Raw genomic sequence first — 21,193 nt, 5'->3', positions numbered from 1 at the left:
TCAGGCGCGTGACCGCGAGCCGAGGTCGGTGACCCCCGCCGGCGGTAGGCCTGCGGCGTGCTCGAGCACCTCGCAGAAGGCCTCGACGTGCACACCGAGGTCGGGGGTGGTGGCCGTCCACGACGCGCGCAGCTCCAGCTGGTGTGCGCGGGGCGGTCCCGAGATGTCGCCGTAGCGCACCGACGTGGTCGCGGTGACGGTTCCGCCCAGCGCCGTGACGAGCTCGGTGCGCGACGCCAGCGCGTCGACGAGCCAGCTCCAGGCCACCTCGGGCAGCAGGGGGTCGACGGCCTCGCTGGGGTCGAGGTCGGCCTGGACGTACGCGACCAGACGCAGGGTGCCGTCCCAGGCCTCCGCGCCGTCCGGGTCGTAGAGCAGGATCAGCCGGCCGAACGCGTCGCCCTCGGATCGTTCCGGGACGATCTCCAGGTCGGGGTGTTTGACCTCGGCTCCCAGCGCGTAGCTGAACGGCGCCAGGCGCTGCGGGGGGCGGATCGGCCCGAGTTCGATCTCCGGCCGCACGGCGGCGGCGTTCATCGCCGCGACCGCATCGCGAAAGGGGGCCGGTTCGACTGAGCTCAAGGGGCGCCGCTCCTTCTGGTCGCGCCGCTGCCCGTGGTCGCCGGCGCTGGTCACAGAATTCGACGGTAGACCCATCGGCGGACCCGCGGCGACAGGCGCGCCGGGTCCGCCATCGGCCGCAACCAAGCTGTTATCCGGCCTCATCGGAGGGTATCGGGCCTGCTCACGTGGCATTTCCGCCGAACCGGGCCGGGCGTTTCTCGCGGTGGGCGGCCAATCCCTCGCGGACGTCGGGCCCGCCGAAGCCGAGGAATTCCAGGCCGAGCGACGTCTCGAAGGTCGGGCCGAACATGCGATACCACTGGTTCAGGCTGTGCTTGGTCCAGCGGATCGCGTGTTGGGCGCCCTGCGCCAAATTCTCGGCGATCCGGGTGGCGGTGGGCAGCACGTCGTCGTCGTCGACGCAGGTCGACACCAGGCCGATGCGCTCGGCCTCCTCGCCGAGCAGCGTCTCGCAGGTCAGCAGGTAGTACTTGGCCTTGGCCATCCCGACCAGCAGCGGCCAGCAGATGGCGGCGTGGTCGCCGGCGGCCACGCCCAGCTTGGTGTGCCCGTCGATGATCTTCGCGGTGCGCGAGGCCACCGAGATGTCGGCCAGCAGCGCGACCACCAGGCCGGCGCCGACGGCCGGCCCGCGAATCGCCGAGACCACCGGCTTGTCGAGGTTGACCATGTTGAGCACCAGGTCGCGGGCCTCGCGCATGATCCGCATCCGGCCCTCGTAGTCGCCCATGGTCTCTTCGATGAGGTCGAAGCTGCCGCCCGAGGAGAACGCCCTGCCCTCGCCGCGGACCAGCACGACCCGCACGTCCGGGTCGCGGCCGATCACCGGCCAGACGTCGGCCAGGTCGCGGTGCATCTGCGGCCCCACCGAGTTCAGGCCAGGGGCGTCGAGGACCAGCGTCAGCACCCCGTTCTCCCCGGTCTCGAACCGCAGGCCGGGGAACTCGTCGTAATTCACGGGTGACTGGCGCACTGACACGGTCGCGATATTACGCAGCGCCGCCCCGGCGGCGGCCTCGTGGCAGCATTGACGCCGATGGACAAGCCTGCGCGTACCCGCCGCGACCTTCCCGAGTCGCCGTACCTGGCCGCGGTCACCGGCCGCAAACCCGGCCGGCTGCCGGTGTGGTTCATGCGGCAGGCCGGTCGCTCGCTGCCCGAGTACCGGGCGCTGCGGGCCCAGCACGACATGCTGGCGGCCTGCTTCGACGCCGAGCTGGTCTGCGAGATCACCCTGCAGCCGGTGCACCGGCACGACGTCGACGCGGCCATCCTGTTCTCCGACATCGTGGTGCCGCTGCTGGGCGCGGGTGTCGACCTGGACATCGTCCCGAACGTGGGGCCGGTCATCGCATCCCCGGTACGCACCGCGGGCGACGTCGACGCGCTCAAACCCCTGGACGCGCAACGGGTCGCGCCGGTCGCCGACGCGGTCGCGCTGCTGGTGGCCGCGCTCGGGCCTGTGCCGCTGATCGGCTTCGCCGGCGCGCCGTTCACGCTGGCGTCCTACCTGATCGAGGGCGGCCCGAGCCGCCACCACGCCCGGACCAAGGCGATGATGCTGGCCGAGCCGCGGACGTGGCACGCGCTGCTGGACAAACTGGCCGACATCACCGTCGGGTTCCTGCGGGCGCAGCTCGACGCCGGGGTGGACGCGATCCAGGTGTTCGACTCCTGGGCGGGAGCGCTGTCGCTGGCCGACTACCGGCAGTACGTATTGCCGCACAGCGCAGGGGTTTTCGCCGCGCTGTCCGGGTACGGCGTCCCGATGACGCATTTCGGGGTGGGCACCGCGGAGTTGCTGGGCGCGATGTCGGACGCGGGCGCCTCGGTGGTCGGCGTGGACTGGCGCACGTCGCTGACCGACGCCGCGAGCCGGGTCGCGCCCGGGACGGCGTTGCAGGGCAACCTCGATCCGGTGGTGCTGATGGCGGGCTGGCCGGTGGTGGAGCGCGCGGCGCGGGGTGTGGTCGACGACGGGCGCAGGGCCGTCGACGCCGGCGCGGCCGGGCACGTCTTCAACCTCGGGCATGGGGTGCTGCCCGAGACCGACCCGGGCGTGCTGACCGAGCTGGTGTCGCTGGTCCACTCGCTATGACACGTGCGTATTGCGTTGTCGGGGGCGGGATTTCGGGCCTCACGGCGGCCTATCGGCTGCGGCTGGCCGTCGGCGACGACGCCACCATCGTCCTGTTCGAGCCCGGCGATCGGCTGGGTGGGATCCTGCGCACCGAGCGGGTCGGCGGCCGACCGATGGATCTGGGCGCCGAGGCGTTCATCCTGCGACGGCCCGAGCTGCCCGCGCTGCTGGCCGAGCTCGGTCTTGCCGAGCGCCAACGTGTTTCGGCGGGCCTGCGGCCGCTGATCTACAGCGAACGCACGTTGCACCCGGTGCCGGCCGGCACGGTCGCGGGCATCCCGTCGTCGGCGCAGTCGGTGGCGGGGCTGGTCGACGACGCGACGGTGGCGCGCATCGCGCCGGACACCGCGGCCGCCGCGGGACGGGTCGAGAGCGCGTCCTCGGCGGTGGTCGCGCTGGCGGTGCCGGGCGACACGCCGTTGCCGGACTGCTCCGGGGTGCTGGTCGCCAGCGGTGAACCGTTGCGGTCCAAGGCGATCACGCTGTCGTCGCGCAAATGGGACTCCGGCGGGGACGTCCAGCTGCTGCGGCTGTCGTTCGGGCGGTTCGGCGACGACGTGGCCGCGGCGAGCTCCGATGAGCAGCTGGTGGGCTGGGCGGTGGACGACCTCGCGACCGTGTTCGGGCTGACGGTCGAGCCGGTCGACGCGCGCGTGCAGCGCTGGATCGACGCGATGCCGCAGTACGGCCCGGGTCACGCCGATCTGGTCGCGCGGGTGCGGGCCGGGCTGCCGGCGGCGCTGGCCGTCGCCGGCAGCTACCTGGACGGCATCGGGGTGCCGGCGTGCGTCGGGGCCGCGGGTCGGGCGGTCGAGGCCCTCGACCTGACAGTGGCACGATAGGTGCCATGGCCAAGCTCGATTACGACGCCCTCAACGCGACGCTGCGCTACCTGATGTTCTCGGTGTTCTCGGTGCGCCCCGGCGAGCTGGGTGAGCAGCGCGACGCCGTCGTCGACGAGGCGGCGACCTTCCTCAAGCAGCAGGAGGAGCGCGGCGTGGTGGTGCGCGGGCTCTACGACGTCGCGGGCCTGCGGGCCGACGCCGACTTCATGATCTGGACCCACGCCGAACGCATCGAGGCCCTGCAGGCCACCTACGCCGACTTCCGGCGCGCCACCGCGCTGGGCCGGGCCTGCTCGCCGGTGTGGAGCAGCGTCGGGCTGCACCGGCCGGCCGAGTTCAACAAGAGCCACATCCCGGCCTTCCTGGCGGGCGAGGAGCCCGGGGCCTACATCTGCGTGTATCCGTTCGTGCGGTCCTACGACTGGTACCTGCTGCCCGACGAGGAGCGCCGCCGCATGCTCGCCGAGCACGGCATGGCCGCCCGCGGCTATAAGGACGTGCGGGCCAACACCGTGCCCGCCTTCGCCCTCGGCGACTACGAGTGGATCCTGGCGTTCGAGGCGCCGGAGCTGGACCGCATCGTCGACCTGATGCGCGACCTGCGTGCCACCGACGCGCGCCGGCATACCCGCGAGGAGACCCCGTTTTTCACCGGCCCGCGGGTGGGCGTCGAGCAGCTGGTGAACGCGCTGCCATGAGCCAGCCGCAGTTCGATCCCACGGACCCCACCCGCTTCGAGGAGATGTACCGCGACGGACGGCTGTCGCACGGGCTGCCCGCCGCCACGCCCTGGGACATCGGCGGTCCGCAGCCGGTGGTGCAGCGGCTGGTCGCCCTCGGCGCGGTCAAGGGCGAGGTGCTCGACCCGGGCACCGGGCCCGGGCACCACGCCATCTACTACGCCTCCAAGGGGTATCCGGCCACCGGCATCGACGGCTCGGAGGCCGCGCTGGAGCGCGCCCGTGACAACGCCGAGAAGGCCGGCGTGTCGGTGGACTTCCGGCTGGCCGATGCCACCAAGCTCGAGGGGCTGGACGGCCGGTTCGACACCGTCGTCGACTGCGCGTTCTACCACACCTTCAGCACCGACCCCGAGCTGCAACGGTCCTATGCCGGCGCGCTGCACCGCGCGACCCGGCCGGGCGCGCGGCTCTACATGTTCGAGTTCGGCGAGCACGACGTCAACGGCTTCACCATGATGCGGTCGTTGTCCGAGAGCGACTTTCGTGACGTGCTGCCGGCCGCGGGCTGGGAGATCACCTACCTGGGCCCGACCACCTACCTGGTCAACATCAGCGCCGAGCAGATCGAGATGATGGCCGCGCGCAACCCCGACATGGCCGAGCAGGCGCAGGAGCAGCTGAAGCAGTTCCGGGCGATGGAACCGTGGCTGAAGGGCGGCCGGGTGCACGCGGGTTTCTGGGAAGTGCACGCCACCCGGGTGGACTGACGCCACAGCCGTCACGCGCGTCACCGGCCGGCTTCGCGACACATAAACGTCTGCGACGACACGCCGGAAACCAGCGCAATCATTGATGTCTCGCGGATCCGGGCTGGGTGGCAGGGACGTCCTTCGTCACATGGACGACGTGTTCAGGGGCAGCGAGGCCGTGCGCCAGGGTCGGCTGAGTCCGTATCAGCTGCGAACGGCATTCCGCGTGATCTATCCCGACGTGTATCTGAACGGCTGCGCGACGCCGTCGCTGCGAATCCGTACCGTCGCCGCGTGGCTGTGGTCGGACCGACGCGGCGTCGTGGCCGGGCTCGCGGCGGCGGCGTCGCACGGCTCGCGCTGGATCGACGACGACGTGCCCATCGACCTGATCTGGCGAAACCAGCACGCCCCGGCCGGCGTGATCACCCGGAACCTGCGCGTCGAGACGGACGAGGTCACCCGCGTCGCCGGCCTGCCGGTGACCACCGTCGAAAGGACGGCGTACGACTTGGCCAGGCGACTGCCCATCGGTGAGGCGGTGGCGCGGCTCGATGCCTTGATGCGGGCGACGCCGTTCGGCGTCGGCGACGTGTTGGAGCTGGCCAAGCGCTATCCGCGTGCTCGCGGTCTGCGGCAGTTACGGGCGGCGCTTGAGCTCGTCGATCCCGGTGCCGCGTCGCCTAAGGAGACTTGGCTGCGCCTGTTGATGATCGATGCCGGGTTGCCCACACCAGAGACGCAGATACCGGTGAACGAGGGTTGGCGAACTATTGGCGTGCTCGACATGGGTTGGGAGGGATACAAAGTGGCCGCCGAATACGACGGTGACCACCACCGCACCGACCGACGCCAATACGCGCGAGACCAGTGGCGCATACGCGAGCTCGAAGCGCTCGGCTGGATCATCGTCCGGGTGATCGCCGAGGACAAGCCGCAGGACGTCGTGCGGCGGGTGCGCGACGCGCTCGTCCGTCGCGGCTTCCGCCAGACATAAACGGCTGCGATACGCGCCGGCGTGTCGTCGCAACTGGTTATGTGTCGCGGACCCGGGAGGGCGCGCCGTCCTCAGGACCCCGCCGGCACCAGTCGCAGCGAGATGGAGTTGATGCAGTAGCGCTGGTCGGTGGGCGTCGGATACCCCTCGCCCTCGAAGACGTGGCCCAGGTGGCTGTGGCAGGTCGCGCACAGCACCTCCACCCGCCGCATGCCCAGCGAGTCGTCGGGCCGCAGGATCACCGCGTCGCTGCTCGCCGGGTCGAAGAACGACGGCCACCCGCAGTGGGATTCGAATTTCTCGCTGCTGCGGAACAATTCGGCGCCGCAGGCCCGGCACTGGTAAACGCCCTCGGTCTTGGTGTCGGTGTACTCGCCGACGAAGGGCGGCTCGGTGCCGGCGCGACGCAGGACCTGAAACTCTTGGGGATTGAGCTTCTGCCGCCACTCGGCGTCGCTCAGTTGCACCTTGGGACTAGTCAATCTGCGCCACTCCTCCTCTGCGCTCTGCATCGTCGCCGGCGCGTCATGCGTCCACGCTAGCGCGGTCCCGTTCCGGCGTCAGCCACGCCGGATCGATGCCGTCGTCCAGCCGGTCCTCGGCCTTGGCGTCCAGGTAGCGGAAGTACAGCACGGTGAACACCACGATCAGCAGCAGCGACCAGCCGTAGGTGATCTTCAGATATTGCAGCGCGCGGCCATAGCGCATCCAGTGGAAGAGCAGGTACCCGTCCAGGGTCATGAACCCGTAGATCCCCAGCCACGCCGGCCAGTTGCGGATCAGCGAATTCCGCAGCACCACGGTCATCAGGAACGGGAACAGCATCATCGAGTAGTAGCCCTGGGCCAGCGGCAGTGCCAGGAACGACCACAGCAGCAGCACGCCCGTCGAGTTGGTGAACCAGAACAGCGGATCACGGGTGCGGTAGTAGCGGTACAGCAGCCACAACGCGCCGATTGCCAGCAGTGTGAACAGGATTCGCAGGAACACGATCAGCCAGGTGGGCAGGCCGAAGTACACGCCGTTGCCCTCGACCGAGCTGTTGAAGTAGTCGCGGACGCCCCCGATGTAGGGCAGCGTGCGGGTGACGAAGTCCATCGGATCACTGACCAGAGGCCACGCGATCGCGTTGATGACGATGGGCACCACAAACGCGGGCACCAGCGCCCGCCACTGGCGGTTCAGCAGTGGCAGCAACAGCAGCCACCCCAGCAACGGGTTGAGCGTCAGCGTCAGGCCGATCGCCAGGCCGGCCCACCATTGATGTCGTACCTTTCCGTCCAGCAGCCACCGCAGGTACAGCATCTCCGCCAGCAGGACACAGCCGTTGATGTTGGTGAATACCAGCGTGCTGCTGACGCTTTCGGTGCAGAACATGGCCAGCAGCAGCGCGGGCGCCGCCACCGAGGACAGCGTGTAGTTGAACATCCGCAGCAGCAGGTACCAGGCGATCAGGATGGCCACGGCGTTGATCAGGATGAACAGGTACCTCGACGGCGTGAAGGGCAGATAGCCGAACGGCGCCATCAGCAGCGTCCCGCCGGGCGGATAGAGGTAGTGCGGGTCGACGTAGTCGAAGTGCTCGTTGTAGATGTCCCACCCGTGCCGGAAGTTCAGCACCGCCCGGTAGACCGGCTTGAAGTCGTCGGTGATGTTGCCGTTGAGCGGGAGGATGATGCTGCGGTGCAACACCGACATGATGGCCACCGGCCACAACGCCGACCGCAGAATGCTCGCCACGCTCGGCCCGCCGGTGCGGGGACGGAATGCGGCCAGCACCCGCTCGCGCATGCCGTAACTGGTCGTCACCAGGGCACCGTACCGCGGCCGAGGGGCCGAACTGTCAGGCGGGACAGTACGTGTCGGTTCCGGGCAGCTTGCCGCTGTTGAGGTAGCCGATCAGCGGCGGCACCGCGCACGGCGAGTAGATGCTGGCGCCGTGGCCGATGCCCTGCCACATCACCCGCTTGCTCGCCGCGCTGGCGTTGATGATGGTGGCGGCCGTCGCGGCCACGCCCTCGTTGCCGACGATCGGGTCGTTCTGCACGCCCGCGAGCAGGACGTCGACCTTGAGGGATTTCGGCGCCGGCTGCGGCGACCCGGTGGGCCAGTGCACGCATTTGACCAGGTTGAGCGCGGCGACGGTGCCGAACTGCGGGTAGAGCTTGGCCCACGCCACCACGAGTTCGCGCACCCGGTCCGGGGTCGGCCGGTTGACCGCGTCGCTGCAGGAGTTGATGAACTGGCCGTCGGAGTCCTGCGCGGCGTCGGCGCGGTTGATGAGGTTGGTCAGCTGGTTGGCGTCGCCGGAGCGCGCGGCGGCCAGCGCGGACGCGACCCCGGCGGTGGCGGCGCTCGCGGCGACGAGAACGGCTCCCAGGACGATCAGCCAGCGGTGCATCTTCGCATGATCGCACACGCCCTCAGCCGTCCGCACCAACCGATTTCCCGCTGCTCAGCGCCTGCAGCGCGGCGATCAGGTCGGCCTCGGTCCGGTCCTTGTCGACGCGGGCGCGGTGCAGCGGCCCCTGCCGTCCTCCAGCTCCAGTAGCGCCGCCGCTGTCAACCGCAGGAACGGGATGCGCCCACGTGCGGATTCTGCGAATATCGAGGGGCCCATGAAGCCCCTGAAGCTCCTCCTGGCGCTGCCGGTCGTCGGCGCCGGCATCGGCATGGCCGCGCCGGCCCTCGCCGACACCAATGACGACACGTTCCTGGCCACCCTCCAGGCAGCCGGGATCACCTACCACAGCACAGACCGGGCCATCGCGGCCGGCAAAGCGGTGTGCAAGATGGCCGGGCAGGGCAAGCCGATGGTCGACGTCGTCAAGACGGTGCAAAGCCTCAACCCCGCAATGCACGGGGACAACGCCGCCCGCTTCACCGCCATCGCCGCCTCCGTGTACTGCCCCCAGGCGCTGTCGGTGCCCACCGCCGGCGGGTGACGCCCGGCGGCCCCGATCGTCATCCGGTTGTTACATCGCCGGCACCGGCGCTCCGGTTAACGAAACCTTTCGTAAACATTGCGGCTTTACGCTGCGGTTCCATGGCGGGCCCGCATCTTCGTTGAGGACACGAATTTGGACTTTCTTCAGGCGCGGGTGGTGGATCCGCTCAGCAACGTTCTGAATGCCCATGTTCTCGTCTACCTGCTCATCGGTGCCGGCGTCTATTTCACGGTGCGCACGCGATTCATCCAGATCCGGTACTTCGGGCGCATGCTGCGCCAGGTCCGCCGATCCCACCGCCACGAGGGTGGGATCTCGTCCTTCCAGGCCTTCTGTGTGGGCTTGGCGTCGCGCGTGGGCACCGGGAACATCGCCGGCGTCGCCATCGCGCTCACCGTCGGCGGCCCGGGCGCGATCTTCTGGATGTGGGTGGTGGCCGGCGTCGGCATGGCGACCGCGGTGGTCGAGGCCGTCCTGGCCCAGATCTTCAAAGTCCGTTCGGGCGACGGCGCTTTCCGCGGCGGTCCGGCGTTCTACATCCAGCGCGGGCTGCGTTCCCGTGCGGGCGCGGTCTTGTTCGCCGTGCTGCTGGTGCTGACCTTCTCGACCGCGTTCAACATGGTCGAGACCAACGCGATCAGCGGGGTCCTGAAGTCGTCGCATGGCGTCGGAATCGGTTGGACCGCAGCCGCTTTGGCTGTGCTCGCGGCTCCGGTGCTGTTCGGTGGGGTGCGCCGGGTGGCCCAGTTCGCCGAGATGGCCGTTCCGCTGGTGGCCGTGGTGTACACGCTGCTGGCGCTGGCGATCGTGGCGGTCAACGTCACCGCCCTGCCGGGCGTGCTCGGGGAGATCATCGGCGGTGCGTTCGGAATCCGGCAAATGGCAGGCGGTTTCGCCGGCGGCATCGCCACCGCGTTGTTCACCGGCGTCAAGCGCGGCCTGTTCGCCTGCGAGGCCGGGATGGGCAGTTCGCCGAACATCGCCGGCGCGGCGACGGTGGCGCATCCGGTGGAGCAGGGCCTGATCCAGTCGTTCGCCGTGTTCGTCGACACCATGGTGATCTGCACGGCGACGGCGTTCATCGTGCTGATGTCCGGGCCGGCCGTCTACGACCCGGCCCACATTGGGCCGATCGCCGGCGCAAGCCTGACGGAGTCGGCGATCGCGGCCGGTTTGGGCTCGTGGACAACGGGATTGATGACCGCCGTGGTGTGCGTCTTCGGCTTCGCCTCGGTGCTGAGCAACTACGTGGTGGCCGAGGCCAACCTGTTCTTCCTGGGCGGGCGGCGCCTGGCGATCAACGCGCTGAAGGTGGCGACGCTGGGCGCGATCGTGGCCGGCGCGCTGTCGACGCTCACGCTGGTCTGGTCGATCGCCGACCTGACCATGGCGTTGATGGCGATCGTGAACCTCACCGCGATCTGCCTGCTGGGCCGGTGGGCGTTTGCGGCCCTGCGCGACTTCCACCGCCAGGCCGCCCGCGGCGAGCGTCCGGTGTTCGTGGCCGCCGAGGCGGGCCTTCCCGGGGAGCTCGACGGCGACGTCTGGGCGGCGCCGGAGCGCCGGCCCGTCGGGGCGCTGCCCGATTCGCTGCGCATCAGCAGGCCGCTCCCGCGAGCGTTGAAACCGTCCCGCGCCCCGGCCGCATAACGGGCCCGGCCGCCGCAATACGCTGGTGGCCATGCGCGTCGACGTTGGGCCGCTGACGGGGGCCGCCCTGGTCCAGACCTGGCACCTGGACGTGGCCGCCGTGGCGGCGGCCGCGGTGGTGGGCGGCGGTTACGCCTGGTGCTACCGCCGCAGCAGGCATTCCGGGGAATCGGTGGGACGCGCTCAGGCGGTGTGCGTCGGCGTCGGCATCGCGTTGTGGCTGCTGGCGACCGTCAGCGCGATCGGGGCCTACGCGTACGTGCTGTTTTGGGTGCGGGCGCTGCAGGTGTTGCTGCTGCTGTACCTCGTGCCGTTCTTCCTCGCGCTCGGCAAGCCGGTCACCGCGCTGCGCCTGGCCGTGGGTCCGCCCGCGCGCGAGCGGATCGACCGGTTGCTGGCGACCCCGTTGGCCCGGGTGCTCGCCCATCCGCTGACCACCTCGCTGGCGATGCTGGGCTTGCCGTGGCTGCTGTACCTGACGCCGTGGTACACCGCGGCGCTGCGCGACGAGGGGGTCGGCGCACCCACGCGAATCCTGTTGGTGGCGGTGGGCTTTGGCTACTTCTACGCCCGGCTGCAGGCCGACCCCGTGCCCCGCCGCTACCCGCAGCTGCTCTCGCTGCTGATCACCGTCGCCGAGGCCCTCGGCGACGGCGTGCTGGGCCTGGTGCTCTGGCAGGGCGCGCTGATCGGCGCGCAGTACTACGCGGACCTGCATCGGAGCTGGGGGCCCGATCAGCGGCTCGACCAGACGATCGGCGCCGGCGTCCTGTGGATCCTCGGGGACCTGGTCGGCTGGCCGTTCGTGCTGGTGTTGATGCGCGCGCTGTCCCGCGACGAGAAGGCCCACGCGGTTGAAGTCGACGCCGAGTTGGACGCGGTGGAAGCCGAGGAGGGCGACGGTGCCGCGCCGTCGGGGCTGTGGTGGGAGAACGATCCCGAACTGCGCGAACGCTTTCGCCCGCGCTGAGACCGTCAGACCGCGCGCGCCTCGATCACGCTGAACCGCGACGCGGTGTCCACCACGCCGACCATCCGGAAACCGGATTCCTCGAACAGGCGTCGGTATTGGCTCTCGGTGCGCTCCCGGCCGTCGTTGATCACCAGCATCTCGAGGTCGACCCACTTGACGATCGGCCCGCCCTCCCCCTCGGGGACGACGCCCTCGATGAGCAGCACCGCGGTGCCCGGCGCCGCGGCCGAGCGCACGTTGCGCAGGATCCGCACCGCCTGCGCGTCGTCCCAGTCGTGAATGATGTGCTTGAGGACGTAGGCGTCGCCGCCCGCCGGGACGCCGTCGAAAAACGAGCCTTCGGCGAGCCGAACGCGTTCTGACACTTGGTTTTCCCGCAGCAGCCCAGGCGCGCCGGCGACGACCTCGGGCAGGTCGTACAGGACGCCCTCGGCGTCCGGGGCGGCGTTGAGTATCGCGGCCAGCAGGCGGCCGTGGCCGCCGCCGACGTCGACGATCGTGCGGTAGCCCGTGAAGTCGTAGGCGGCGACGACGGGTCCGATCGACGCGCCGGACAGGCCCGTCATCGCGTCGTTGAAGATCTGCGCGAACTCCGGCTCGTCGCCCAGGTAGTCGAAAAAGCTCTTGCCCCGCTGCTGCGGGACGAGCGAGCGCCCCGACCTGATCGCCTCGGTCAGCAAGCTCCAGTGCTCGCGGTGCTGGCGCGAGCCGACGAACCGCGCCATCGCGGCGATCGAGACGGGGGCGTCGGAGCGCAACACGTCGGCCGCCGGATTCAGTTCGTAGCGGCCGTCATCGCCGTGGGCGAAGATGCCCGTGCCGATCAAGGCGCGCAGCAGCCTGCCCAGCGCGTCGGCGTCGGCGCCGACCCGGCCGGCCAGTTCGTCGATCGACAACGGGCCGGCGGCCAGCGCGTCGGCCACGCCCAGGTCCGCCGCCGCCGCGATGCCCTGCGACACCCACGCCGAGAGCACCAGTTGCTGGACGACTTCCGCGGGGCTGGCGGCATGTCCGTCGGATGGGTTCTGCGATGCGGTCACGATCCGTCCTCGTGTCGGTGGCCTTGGTGCTGAAAACTCGGAGGGAGTCTCGCACGAAAGCCTTTCCGACGATCGCTGCGGTACCGTGTCGGCGGCCCGACGAGAGGATGAGCGTTGAGAAAAGGACCGACCGCGGCGCTCGGCGCGGCGGCGCTGCTGGGCTGGGGCGGCGCGCGGCTGGCCGCCGGCCGGATCATGGAAAACCCGGACCCTTTTCCGCGCGAACGCCTGCTCGCCGAACCGCAGGGCGAGCGTGTCGTGATCACCCGGCCCGACGGCACGAAGCTCCACGCGTTGGCGGCGGGGCGCGGCCCGGCGGTGATCCTGGTGCACGGGTACAGCGCCAACCTGCTGGAGTGGAACTTCGTGTGGGATGAGCTGCGGGGCAGGGGGTTTCGCGTCATCGCCTTCGACCAACGCGGACACGGAGGTTCCACCATGGGCTCCGACGGCATCGGTTCGGCGCCCATGGCGGCCGATGTGGCCGCCGTCGCAGAGCATTTCGACGTTGACGACGCCGTCGTCGTCGGGCACTCCATGGGCGGGTTCGTCACCATCCGCGCGGTGCTCGACCACCCGGGCCTGGCCGGCCGGCTGCGCGGGCTGGTGTTGTTCGCGACCTGGGCGGGCCGGATGCTCGACGAGGCGCCGCAGAACCGGCTGCAGATTCCGTTGCTGCAGTACGGCATCCTGCAGCGGCTGGTGCGCAACAAGACCATCGGCGTGCTGTTCGGGGCCGCGCAGTGCGGGGCGCGCCCGTCGCCGGCGATGATCTCGGTGTTCATCGAGTTCTTCATCCGGCACATGGACGAGCACGGGCCGCTGCTGCCGATCGTGCGGGCCTTCTCGCGCGAGGACCGGTATCCGCGGCTGGGCGAGATCGCGGTACCCACGGTGGTGATGGTGGGAACGGCGGATCGCACGACGCCGCCGAGTCATTCGCGCCGGCTGGCCGCGGGGATACCCGGCGCCCGGCTGGTGTCGGTGCCCGGCGCGGGCCACCTGCTGAACTGGGAGGCGGCCGGCGAGCTGATCGAGGTCGTCGAAGCGCTGGCCGCCGGGGCTAACGGGCGGCCCGCGCCATCCACGTGAAGCTGTGCATCTCGGGGATTTCCGGCGCCAGCGCCGCGGCCACCGCGCGGCCGATGTCGTCGCTCGCCGCCAGGGGAGTGTCGGCGTCGAGGAAGCCTTCCACTTCCACGCGCAGCGTGCGGCCGGTCCAGCGGGCCCGGGCGTGCGCGTGCGTGACACCGGGGACCGCGGCGGTGACGGCCTCGGCGGTGGCGACGATTTCGGGGTCGACCCCGTCGAGCAGGTGGTGGGCGATGTCGGAGGTCACCTCCCAGCCGACGTGGCAGATGAACCCGGTGACGACCATGCCGGCGACCGCGTCGGCCCAGCCCCACCCCACGGCCACGCCGACGAGCCCCAGCATGGCCCCGCCCGACGACAGCGCGTCCAGCCAGGAATGCTTGGCGTCGGCCACCAGGGTGGCCGAGCGGATGCGCCGGCCGACGGTGAGCTTGTAGCGGGCGACCAGCTGATTGCCGGCGATGCCGATGGCCGCGGCCGCGATGCCCCAGCCCACGTGATCGGTCGTGCCGTGCCGCAGCAGTTTGGTGACGCTTTCGAACCCCGCGAACACGGCGCTGCCCCAGATCACCACGGCAACGCCCAGCCCGGCGAGGTCCTCGGCGCGCTCGTAGCCGTAGGGATAGCGCTCGGACGGCAGTTTCCTGGACGCGCGGAACCCGACGAAGACCAGCGCGCTCGTGGAGACGTCCGCGAGGTTGTGCAGCGCGTCGCCCAGCAGCGCGACCGACCCGGACAGCAGCGCGATGGCCAGCTCGACGAGGCCGGTCACCGCCAGCCCGGCGGCGCTGACGGCGACGGCGCGGTTGGCCTGGCGGCGCTCGCCCGCGTCGTCGACCCCGGTGTCGAGCGGAAAGCTGGTGGCCGGGTCGCGGGCTCCGCTGATCAAATGCATACGGTCAAGCATGCCGCCCGTGTGGGCCGGTCCTCAACTTTCTGCCCGCGTGGCCGGGCCCGCGCCGGCACCGATAGGTTTGCGTCCCGATGAAGGTTGTGGTGGTCGGATACGGCAGCCGCGGCGACGTGGAGCCCTGCGCCGCCGTGGCGCGCGAGCTGCAGCGCCGCGGCCACGACGTGCGCATGGCGGTGGCGCCCGACCGCCTGGCGTTGGTCGAGGCGGCGGGCCTCGACGCGGTCGCCTATGGTCCGGACACCCGCGAACGGATGGGCGCGTTCGCGAAGGTCGTTGCCCACGTGCCGAATCCGATCAGCGCGCTGCCCGAGGTCATGGAGCAGCTCACCCGGACGTGGGCGGCCAAAAGCGAGACCCTGACGTCGCTGGCGCCCGGGGCCGACGTGCTGCTGGCGGGCATGAACGAGCAGGAGCTCGTGGCCAATGTTGCCGAGCGCCAAGGTATTCCGTTGGCGGGGGTGCACTTCTTCCCGTCGCAGATCCTGTCGTCCGGGGTGTTGCAGGCGGGCATGACCCGCGAGGCCGCCAACGTCCAGCGCCGCGCCCTCGGCCTGGCGGAGACCACCGAGGCCGCGCCGGTGGCGCTGGAGATCCAGGCCTACGAGGACTTTTGCCTGCCGGGGCTGGCGGACTCGTGGGGGGACGCTGCCGCCCGCCGGCCCTTTGTCGGCGGGCTGACGCTGGAACTGCCGACCGATGACGACGACGAGGTGTCGGCGTGGATCGCGGCGGGCACACCGCCGATCTGCTTCGGGCTGGGCGGCACGCCGATCGCGTCTCCGGCAGAGACGGCCGGCATGATCGGTGCCGCGTGTGGGCAGCTGGGGGAGCGGGCGCTGATTTGCGCCGGCCCCAACGACTTCGGCGGCGCGCCGCGTTTCGATCACGTCAGGGTGGTGGCCGCGGTGAACCACGCGGCCGTGCTGCCGGCGTGTCGGGCGGGCGGCCGTCCACCACGGCGGCGCCGGCACGACGGCCGCGGGCATGAGGGCGGGCATCCCCGCGGTGGTCCTCTGGCTCTGGCTCGATCAGCCGACCTGGGCCGCCGCGCTCCAGCGGCTCGGAATCGGTTCCGGCCGGCCGTTTTCGGCGACGACGACCGATTCGCTCGTCGCGGACCTGCGGTCGATCCTCACTCCCGAGTGCGCCGCGCGAGCCCGCGAGGTCGCCGCCCGGATGACCCCGGCCCCCGAAAGCGCCGCTTCGGCCGCGGATCTGGTGGAGGGCGTGGCCGCCGGCCGCCGGCCGGGCCGTCAACGGGGCTAATCGCCGTCGCCCAAGGCGGGCGGCGCCGGTCGGAAGCAGTCGGGGTAGGCCAAGATGGCGCTGGAGGTCAGTTGCACGGTGTCGCTCATGCTGGCTCGCATCTGCGTCGACATCTGCTGATTGACCTGCTCGACCGACTCGCCGGATTGAAACAGCCGGCAGGTCTCGTGTGCGTTGCGCAGGATCAGGTCCTTGTCGGTGACGGTGTAGCCCAGGGACCGCATTCTGGCGAGGAACCGCTCGTCGTTGGCGTTGTCGACGCTCGACGGGGTCACGGCCTTGAGCGCCCGGGTCGGTGTCACCGGAACCTTGACGGTCACGGTCGTCGGCGCCGCCTGGACGGTGACCGTCGCCGTGACCGGCGGCGCCGGCGCCACGATCGAGGTCTGCACCACTACGGTCGCCGGCTGTGCTGCGGGTGCCGGCGAGCGGTCGCCTCGATGCGCCAGCATCGCAATCAGGCCGCCGACGGCGGCCAGCAACGCAACCGCGGCGGCGCAGCCAGCGCCCAGCACCGCGCGTGCCCAGCGGGAGTCCCAGGCTCGGCGCCCGAGAAGGACGGTGTCGGCGTCATGGTCCAGCGACCACGCGAGGGATGGGCCGGGCTGGCCGGACGGGGGCATGAAAGCCGTCTCGTCGTGTTCGGCCGCGATGGTCGGCGGCTGTTCGTCGGCGTTGTCGTCGTCGGTCATGGTCGGTCTCCTGTTCGCCGGCAGTCTGCACCGGGGCACCGACAACTTGTGGCGGAGTGCGGGCGTGATCGACGGAAAGAGGGCGCCTATTCGTCGGCCGGGGGTCCCACCGGGGCGGTCGCGTCATTCTCGGGCAGTCGAACGTTTTCGGGGGAGGTTGCTTGTCCTTTAGCGGATTTTCGAGCCGGGCTGCCGACCGGTGCCCTCGTCCGCCCAAAAATCATCTTTCGGTATGTGAACGGACAATTTTTATACCGTTAGCCAGACAATGCCGATGTTGTCGCGCCCCGCCGAGTCAATCGCGCCAGCAATTGGTCTGGCGGAACGCATGGATGATGTGATATGCAATGGCCCGCGGCACGCGGTGCCGCGTCGGGTTCGCCTGGCGGGTCCCCGCGCAATTTTGGTTATTGGCCTGTGCTGCAGTGATTTTCATGTGTATTATCGCGCAATCCGGCGATTCGTCGCGGGCCTTCAGATCGGGCGATCGGTGGCCCGGATTGGTCCGACCGGTAACCGCGCTAGGCCTCGGCGCAGTGGCGACACGCAAACTCGAAAATTACCATTTCCGAGTCACCGGGCGCCGTTAGGTGCACAATTCGGTGGAGTGAACAAGTCGAGTAGATAACTACTCATGTCCGCGTGCGGCCTCGCTGAAACAATGGCCTTATGCGCCCGGTCCCCGGCTTGGGATGTGGAACTGTCGAGGTGACATCATGAGTAGCACCCTTCGGCGTATTCGCCCGATCCTGCGCCTCCTGCCGCACGGAACGCGAACCAGCCGGCCCCCGGTGGCGCCCGGTTCGCGCGCGGGCAGCGTCAAGAGCGCACGGCTCGATCGCGGCTCCCTCGTCACGTACTGCATCGTGTGCATTCAGGCCGGTCGCCCGACGGAAGCCACCTACCAGACCAAGGATCTGCTCTGCGGCTGCGACGAACACATCCACGAGCTCGAACAACACGGCCTCGCCGCGGTCCGCCGTGCGCAAGAGCACGCGAGCGCCGAGCCCGTCCCGGGGGCCATGCAATAGAAGCGCCGAGGACGACGTCGTGCCGGCGGCCGGTGCGGGGCCGATCCCTCCCGGTGGCCGGTGAACCCCGGCCACCCATCGGGAATTGACGCCAGAATCCGTCAGGGTGCTCAAGTGCCGGCGCGCTGCTACAAATACTGTTACGGCGGTAGCCGGGGGGCATGGTGCCGTGGTCTTCGAAGAGAACGGAACTCCAACGTGAAGACGAGAGTATTGACCGTCGCGGCCGGCGCTGTGGCGGCAGCCTGGGCCTCTGGCGTCATGTGGACCGTGCCATCGGCCACCGCTGAGGGGAGCGACTTTTGCAATTCGCTTCCCAACCCCGCGCAGGTTCACGATTGCAGCTGCGGCTTCGACAACGTCCCGGGCAGTCCGGAATATCAGCAGTGCCTGCACGGAGCAGTGGCTGCGCCCGGGAAAACGCCCGCACCCGGAAATCCGCCCGCGCCCGGAAATCCGCCCGCGCCCGGGAATCCGCCCGCGCCCGGCGGTTAATGCGGAGTTTGACCAGATACGTAGTCCTTTCCGCGCAGCAACAACGACGGCTGCCAATCGTCACCTTGCTGGTCCTTCAACTTGCACGCGGTCGCGTCGCGGCAGAGACTTGGGCATCGGCTTCCGGGGCGGCGGGCAGGGGCACCAGATGGGCGACTCCACAGCGAGGCGACACGGCGTTCGCTCCCTCCGCCCGCTGTTGAGGACCGGCGTGGCGGCGAGCGTCATCGCGGCGGGCATCGCGGCGCCCGCGATTCCGGTGGGGTGCGGCATCACGTGGACGCGGACCGGCGGAGTGTGGATTTTCGTGCCCGACTGTTCCCGTCAGTCGCCACCGTCACCGCCCGGTCCCCCTGCGCCGAACGACCGGCCGCCCGGTTCCCAGGAGCCACCGCCCGCCGCGGCCACCCCGTAAGCGTGGCAGCCCAAAGCGATCGCGCGGTGCAATCCGATTGCGCGGCAACGGGGTTCGACGGATATCCGAACGCGATGGTGCGGCCGAGCGCCCGGACCCGGAGGGTCTCGGGAATTCGCCCCACCTACGGTTCGCGCTTCGCGACCCTCCCTTGAGTCGGCTCGGGGCTCAGGGTGCCTCGTCGCGGTTTGCCTGCGGACCGACGACCTGTGAGCCTAGGTACACGCCGGAACTCCGTGAGCTGTTCGGGCATGCGGTCCATATACGGCAAGGCGATCACGGACGGCTCGCTGACGAGCGCGGTGCTTCTGATGCGTCGATATGCCGATCCGGTAATGCTTGTCTTTCGTGGATCGACAGCGACGTCATCCGTGGATAAAGGATCGCTGGACCGAGCCATCGAGCAATGAAGCGGCGTAATGCGAGCCCCTCACGCGGCTCCTGGCCTGGATCGGTCAGCATGGACTGCACCGTGCGCAAGGTCATTTCGGCAAGTTCGCGCAGGCCGAGGGTATCGAAGCCGTGCAGCTCCCAATCGACATCGAATTGGTGAAAAGCGGACAAGCAGAACGAGATTGCCGTGTCGGAGGATAACGAGGTGACGGCTTCGCCGTCATGCCGTGCGGTCAGTAAGGTTTCCAGTTGCGGATCGCCGGACAGGTTCTCGACTCCGAAGGCAACACATTCGACCACCACGGCGACCGGGTCTTTGAGGCCGCTGACGTGCTGTGCAATCTGGTCGATGAAACCGTTGACGGCACGCATCCCGCTGGCCATGAGCAGCGCGTCGGCATTGGGAAAGTAGCGGTACACCGTCTGGCGAGTCACGCCGAGTCTGCGGGCGATGTCGGCGAGGCGTATCGCCGCCCCATTTTCGGCGACCTCCTCGTCCACCGCGCTCAGGATGCGCGAAATAGCCTCTTCGTCCGAAGAGGGCGTCGAACCCCCCCAACCACGACTACGCACTCGCCGTCACCACCCTTTCGCTGGTGAACTCAATCGAAAGAGTCGACGGACCAGTCATCCCCAGCAGCGGCTTCCACGGGGCCGGACCGACGCGATGAGCGTCCGGAAGGCGGTGGGTGAGGACTGTAAGCGCTTCCGCCAGTTCCCGGCGTGCGAGGTTCGCCCCGAGGCAGTAGTGCGCTCCGCCACCGAACGTCAGAATTGGGGGAACGTCATTGCGCGCGATGTCGAAGCGGTCGGCATCGTCATATACCGCCGGGTCTCGGTTGGCGGCAAAGGTATTGACGATTACGAGGGTTCCCGCCGGGAACATGTAGCCTCCGAATTCGACATCGTCAACGGCGGCTCGCGGCACGATGCAGGCTGCGGGGGAGTGGCGCATGCTCTCCTCGACCGCCTGCATCGCAAGCTCTGGTTGGTCGCGCAACTTCGCCCACTGGTCCGGATGCTCGCAGAGCACCTGCACCGATGCCGACAGCTGGTTTCGCGTCGTGTCCGTTCCGGCCATCAGGAACCCGGCCGCCAGCATGCGGAGTTCCTCGAGGTTGAGCCGGTCGCCGTCGCTTTCCGCGCGAATGAGCTCCGAAAGCAGGTCATCGGTGAGGTGGTCTCGGCGCGCGGCCACCATGTCGTCCACGTAGGCGTCGAGCTCGCCCCACGCGCGCATGATCGCGGCCTCATCGAAGGTGACATCGGGCTGAAAGTTCAGGGCCTTGAAGATCTCCTCAGTCCAGTCCGCAAACGACTGCCAATCCTCGCGGGGGGCGCCGAGCAGGGCGCAGATGATCGGAGTCGGGTACTGATACGCGATGTCGGTCACGACGTCGCACCGCCCGGCGTCCATCACCCTGTCGATCAGCCCGTTGACCATCTCTTGGATCGTGTCTTGCAGACGTGATGTCGCGCGGGGAGTGAACGCCCTGGACACCAGCTTGCGCAACCGGGCATGCGATGCGCCGTCCAGGCCCAGGAGGCTGTTCGCCAGCTTGTCGAACAACGGCCCCGACGTGATGCCTTGCGCCGCCAGGGTGATACCGGGTGGCAGGCGGAATCTGTTGTCGCGCAATAGGTCGCGGCCCATCTCATAGGACAGCACCTCCGGGCCGAGCGGCCCGATTGCGATAGGCGAACGCGATTGCGCGATTCGGACGTCGTCGACGACGTCGTGCGGAGTGGCGTCAAGCTCGTAGCTGAACATGGGTAGGCCGGCGTCGAAGACGTTGGGAGCGGTGCTGTTCGCGTTCATCGATCTCTCGCCTTCCAATGCCGCCCAACAGACGGGTAACGGACATATCTGACAGCAGCGTATGACCAGAACGGTTCGATCGTCAATGACGGACAACATATTCCCATTTGCCGGGGTACGCCGGCGCTTATGGTCATACGTCTTGGGTATCTGACGTCCGTGCCGCTCGCATGAGCCGCGGTCCGTCGGGAGGGCCCCCAGAACAAGAAAGGCCCGGGGTTACCGGGCCTGACCTGCATTGAAGGGAAACACGCATGTTCAGGGCTTGGCGGAGCAGGTCGATCCCGTGCGGTTGGTGCGGTCGGCGCGTCCCGCAGCGAGAATCCGGCCGCGCCCAGCGCTGGTGCTCCAATGCGTGCCGGATGAGGTCGTATCGGGCCCACGAGCGAACCCGCCGAGGTGGCCCCCGGGATAGCTAGCCACGTCACGGGAACAAGCCGTGATCGCTTCCCTCTCACAAGACTTCA

At 69.4% G+C, this 21,193-nt stretch carries 19 protein-coding genes and 2 pseudogenes; 11 read left to right on the top strand and 10 right to left on the bottom strand.

Annotated elements, in window-relative coordinates; genetic code table 11:
- Both BN971_RS18320 and BN971_RS18315 read right to left on the bottom strand, forming a co-directional pair.
- On the bottom strand, positions 1 to 636 hold the full coding sequence (locus BN971_RS18320) for a DUF3000 domain-containing protein (RefSeq protein WP_085181244.1): 636 nt from the start codon (positions 634 to 636) through the stop codon (positions 1 to 3).
- 109 nt (positions 637 to 745) lie between these two features.
- Entirely contained in the window at positions 746 to 1,564 is an 819-nt protein-coding gene (locus tag BN971_RS18315) for an enoyl-CoA hydratase/isomerase family protein (RefSeq protein WP_085181243.1), read from the bottom strand.
- Between the two features lie 57 nt (positions 1,565 to 1,621).
- Between BN971_RS18315 and hemE the strand changes: the two genes are divergently transcribed.
- The 5 genes from hemE to BN971_RS18290 all read left to right on the top strand — a co-directional run bounded on the left by hemE (position 1,622) and on the right by BN971_RS18290 (position 5,999).
- Positions 1,622 to 2,683, top strand: a complete 1,062-nt coding sequence (gene hemE, locus BN971_RS18310; protein WP_085181242.1) for a uroporphyrinogen decarboxylase — start codon at positions 1,622 to 1,624, stop codon at positions 2,681 to 2,683.
- The gene (locus tag BN971_RS18305; RefSeq protein ID WP_090350419.1) at positions 2,680 to 3,567 is read left to right on the top strand and encodes an FAD-dependent oxidoreductase; all 888 of its coding nucleotides are present in this window, start codon (positions 2,680 to 2,682) and stop codon (positions 3,565 to 3,567) included. Before hemE ends, BN971_RS18305 begins: the two co-directional genes overlap by 4 nt.
- A 5-nt stretch (positions 3,568 to 3,572) precedes the next feature.
- Entirely contained in the window at positions 3,573 to 4,268 is a 696-nt protein-coding gene (gene hemQ, locus BN971_RS18300) for a hydrogen peroxide-dependent heme synthase (protein WP_085181240.1), read from the top strand.
- Entirely contained in the window at positions 4,265 to 5,020 is a 756-nt protein-coding gene (locus BN971_RS18295) for a class I SAM-dependent methyltransferase (RefSeq protein WP_085181239.1), read from the top strand. The genes hemQ and BN971_RS18295 overlap by 4 nt, the downstream gene beginning before the upstream one ends.
- Before the next feature lie 130 nt (positions 5,021 to 5,150).
- Complete coding sequence (locus BN971_RS18290) at positions 5,151 to 5,999, top strand: endonuclease domain-containing protein (RefSeq protein ID WP_085181238.1); 849 nt, start codon at positions 5,151 to 5,153, stop codon at positions 5,997 to 5,999.
- 71 nt (positions 6,000 to 6,070) lie between these two features.
- Here BN971_RS18290 and msrB read toward each other — a convergent pair whose 3' ends face one another.
- From msrB to BN971_RS18275, 3 genes and pseudogenes are all read right to left on the bottom strand, one after another.
- A complete protein-coding gene (msrB, locus tag BN971_RS18285; protein WP_085181367.1) occupies positions 6,071 to 6,481 on the bottom strand; it encodes a peptide-methionine (R)-S-oxide reductase MsrB in 411 nt (136 codons plus the stop codon).
- 43 nt (positions 6,482 to 6,524) lie between these two features.
- Positions 6,525 to 7,790 carry an arabinofuranan 3-O-arabinosyltransferase gene (gene aftC, locus BN971_RS18280; protein WP_090350486.1) on the bottom strand — a complete coding sequence of 422 codons (1,266 nt, stop codon included), beginning with the start codon at positions 7,788 to 7,790 and terminating at the stop codon, positions 6,525 to 6,527.
- 52 nt (positions 7,791 to 7,842) lie between these two features.
- A pseudogene (locus tag BN971_RS18275) lies at positions 7,843 to 8,337 on the bottom strand (alpha/beta hydrolase); the annotation flags it as partial.
- A 280-nt stretch (positions 8,338 to 8,617) separates the two neighbouring features.
- Between BN971_RS18275 and BN971_RS18270 the strand changes: the two are divergent.
- The 3 genes from BN971_RS18270 to BN971_RS18260 all read left to right on the top strand — a co-directional run bounded on the left by BN971_RS18270 (position 8,618) and on the right by BN971_RS18260 (position 11,567).
- Positions 8,618 to 8,944, top strand: a complete 327-nt coding sequence (locus BN971_RS18270) for a DUF732 domain-containing protein (protein ID WP_170322194.1) — start codon at positions 8,618 to 8,620, stop codon at positions 8,942 to 8,944.
- Between the two features lie 135 nt (positions 8,945 to 9,079).
- Complete coding sequence (locus BN971_RS18265; protein WP_085181234.1) at positions 9,080 to 10,597, top strand: alanine/glycine:cation symporter family protein; 1,518 nt, start codon at positions 9,080 to 9,082, stop codon at positions 10,595 to 10,597.
- A 31-nt stretch (positions 10,598 to 10,628) separates the two neighbouring features.
- Positions 10,629 to 11,567, top strand: a complete 939-nt coding sequence (locus tag BN971_RS18260; RefSeq protein ID WP_085181233.1) for a cytochrome c oxidase assembly protein — start codon at positions 10,629 to 10,631, stop codon at positions 11,565 to 11,567.
- A gap of 5 nt (positions 11,568 to 11,572) precedes the next feature.
- On the opposite strand, the gene BN971_RS18255 is transcribed toward BN971_RS18260, so the two are convergent.
- A complete protein-coding gene (locus BN971_RS18255) occupies positions 11,573 to 12,610 on the bottom strand; it encodes a methyltransferase (protein WP_245836767.1) in 1,038 nt (345 codons plus the stop codon).
- A gap of 114 nt (positions 12,611 to 12,724) precedes the next feature.
- Here BN971_RS18255 and BN971_RS18250 point away from each other — a divergent pair, with 114 nt between their 5' ends.
- Positions 12,725 to 13,702 carry an alpha/beta fold hydrolase gene (locus tag BN971_RS18250; RefSeq protein WP_245836765.1) on the top strand — a complete coding sequence of 326 codons (978 nt, stop codon included), beginning with the start codon at positions 12,725 to 12,727 and terminating at the stop codon, positions 13,700 to 13,702.
- Here the strand turns inward: BN971_RS18250 and BN971_RS18245 are convergent.
- On the bottom strand, positions 13,674 to 14,597 hold the full coding sequence (locus tag BN971_RS18245; protein WP_085181231.1) for a cation diffusion facilitator family transporter: 924 nt from the start codon (positions 14,595 to 14,597) through the stop codon (positions 13,674 to 13,676). The two genes, BN971_RS18250 and BN971_RS18245, sit on opposite strands and share 29 nt — an antisense overlap.
- Positions 14,598 to 14,686: 89 nt before the next feature.
- Between BN971_RS18245 and BN971_RS18240 the strand changes: the two are divergent.
- Positions 14,687 to 15,881, top strand: a pseudogene (locus tag BN971_RS18240) (glycosyltransferase).
- Here the strand turns inward: BN971_RS18240 and BN971_RS18235 are convergent.
- Entirely contained in the window at positions 15,878 to 16,573 is a 696-nt protein-coding gene (locus BN971_RS18235) for a DUF732 domain-containing protein (RefSeq protein WP_085181229.1), read from the bottom strand. The pseudogene BN971_RS18240 and the gene BN971_RS18235 sit on opposite strands and share 4 nt — an antisense overlap.
- A 716-nt stretch (positions 16,574 to 17,289) precedes the next feature.
- Between BN971_RS18235 and BN971_RS18230 the strand changes: the two genes are divergently transcribed.
- Positions 17,290 to 17,604 (top strand): hypothetical protein, encoded by a 315-nt coding sequence (locus tag BN971_RS18230; protein ID WP_139027140.1) that lies wholly within the window; start codon positions 17,290 to 17,292, stop codon positions 17,602 to 17,604.
- A gap of 1,186 nt (positions 17,605 to 18,790) precedes the next feature.
- On the opposite strand, the gene BN971_RS18225 is transcribed toward BN971_RS18230, so the two are convergent.
- Together BN971_RS18225 and BN971_RS18220 are read right to left on the bottom strand one after the other, a co-directional pair.
- Positions 18,791 to 19,480, bottom strand: coding sequence for a TetR/AcrR family transcriptional regulator (locus BN971_RS18225; protein ID WP_085181226.1), 690 nt, complete (start codon positions 19,478 to 19,480; stop codon positions 18,791 to 18,793).
- Complete coding sequence (locus BN971_RS18220) at positions 19,473 to 20,726, bottom strand: cytochrome P450 (protein WP_085181225.1); 1,254 nt, start codon at positions 20,724 to 20,726, stop codon at positions 19,473 to 19,475. Before BN971_RS18220 ends, BN971_RS18225 begins: the two co-directional genes overlap by 8 nt.
- Between the last annotated feature and the right edge of the window lie 467 nt (positions 20,727 to 21,193).

Source organism: Mycobacterium bohemicum DSM 44277, from assembly GCF_001053185.1.
GTDB lineage: Bacteria > Actinomycetota > Actinomycetes > Mycobacteriales > Mycobacteriaceae > Mycobacterium > Mycobacterium bohemicum.
This window is presented reverse-complemented; position numbering and strand designations above follow the sequence as displayed.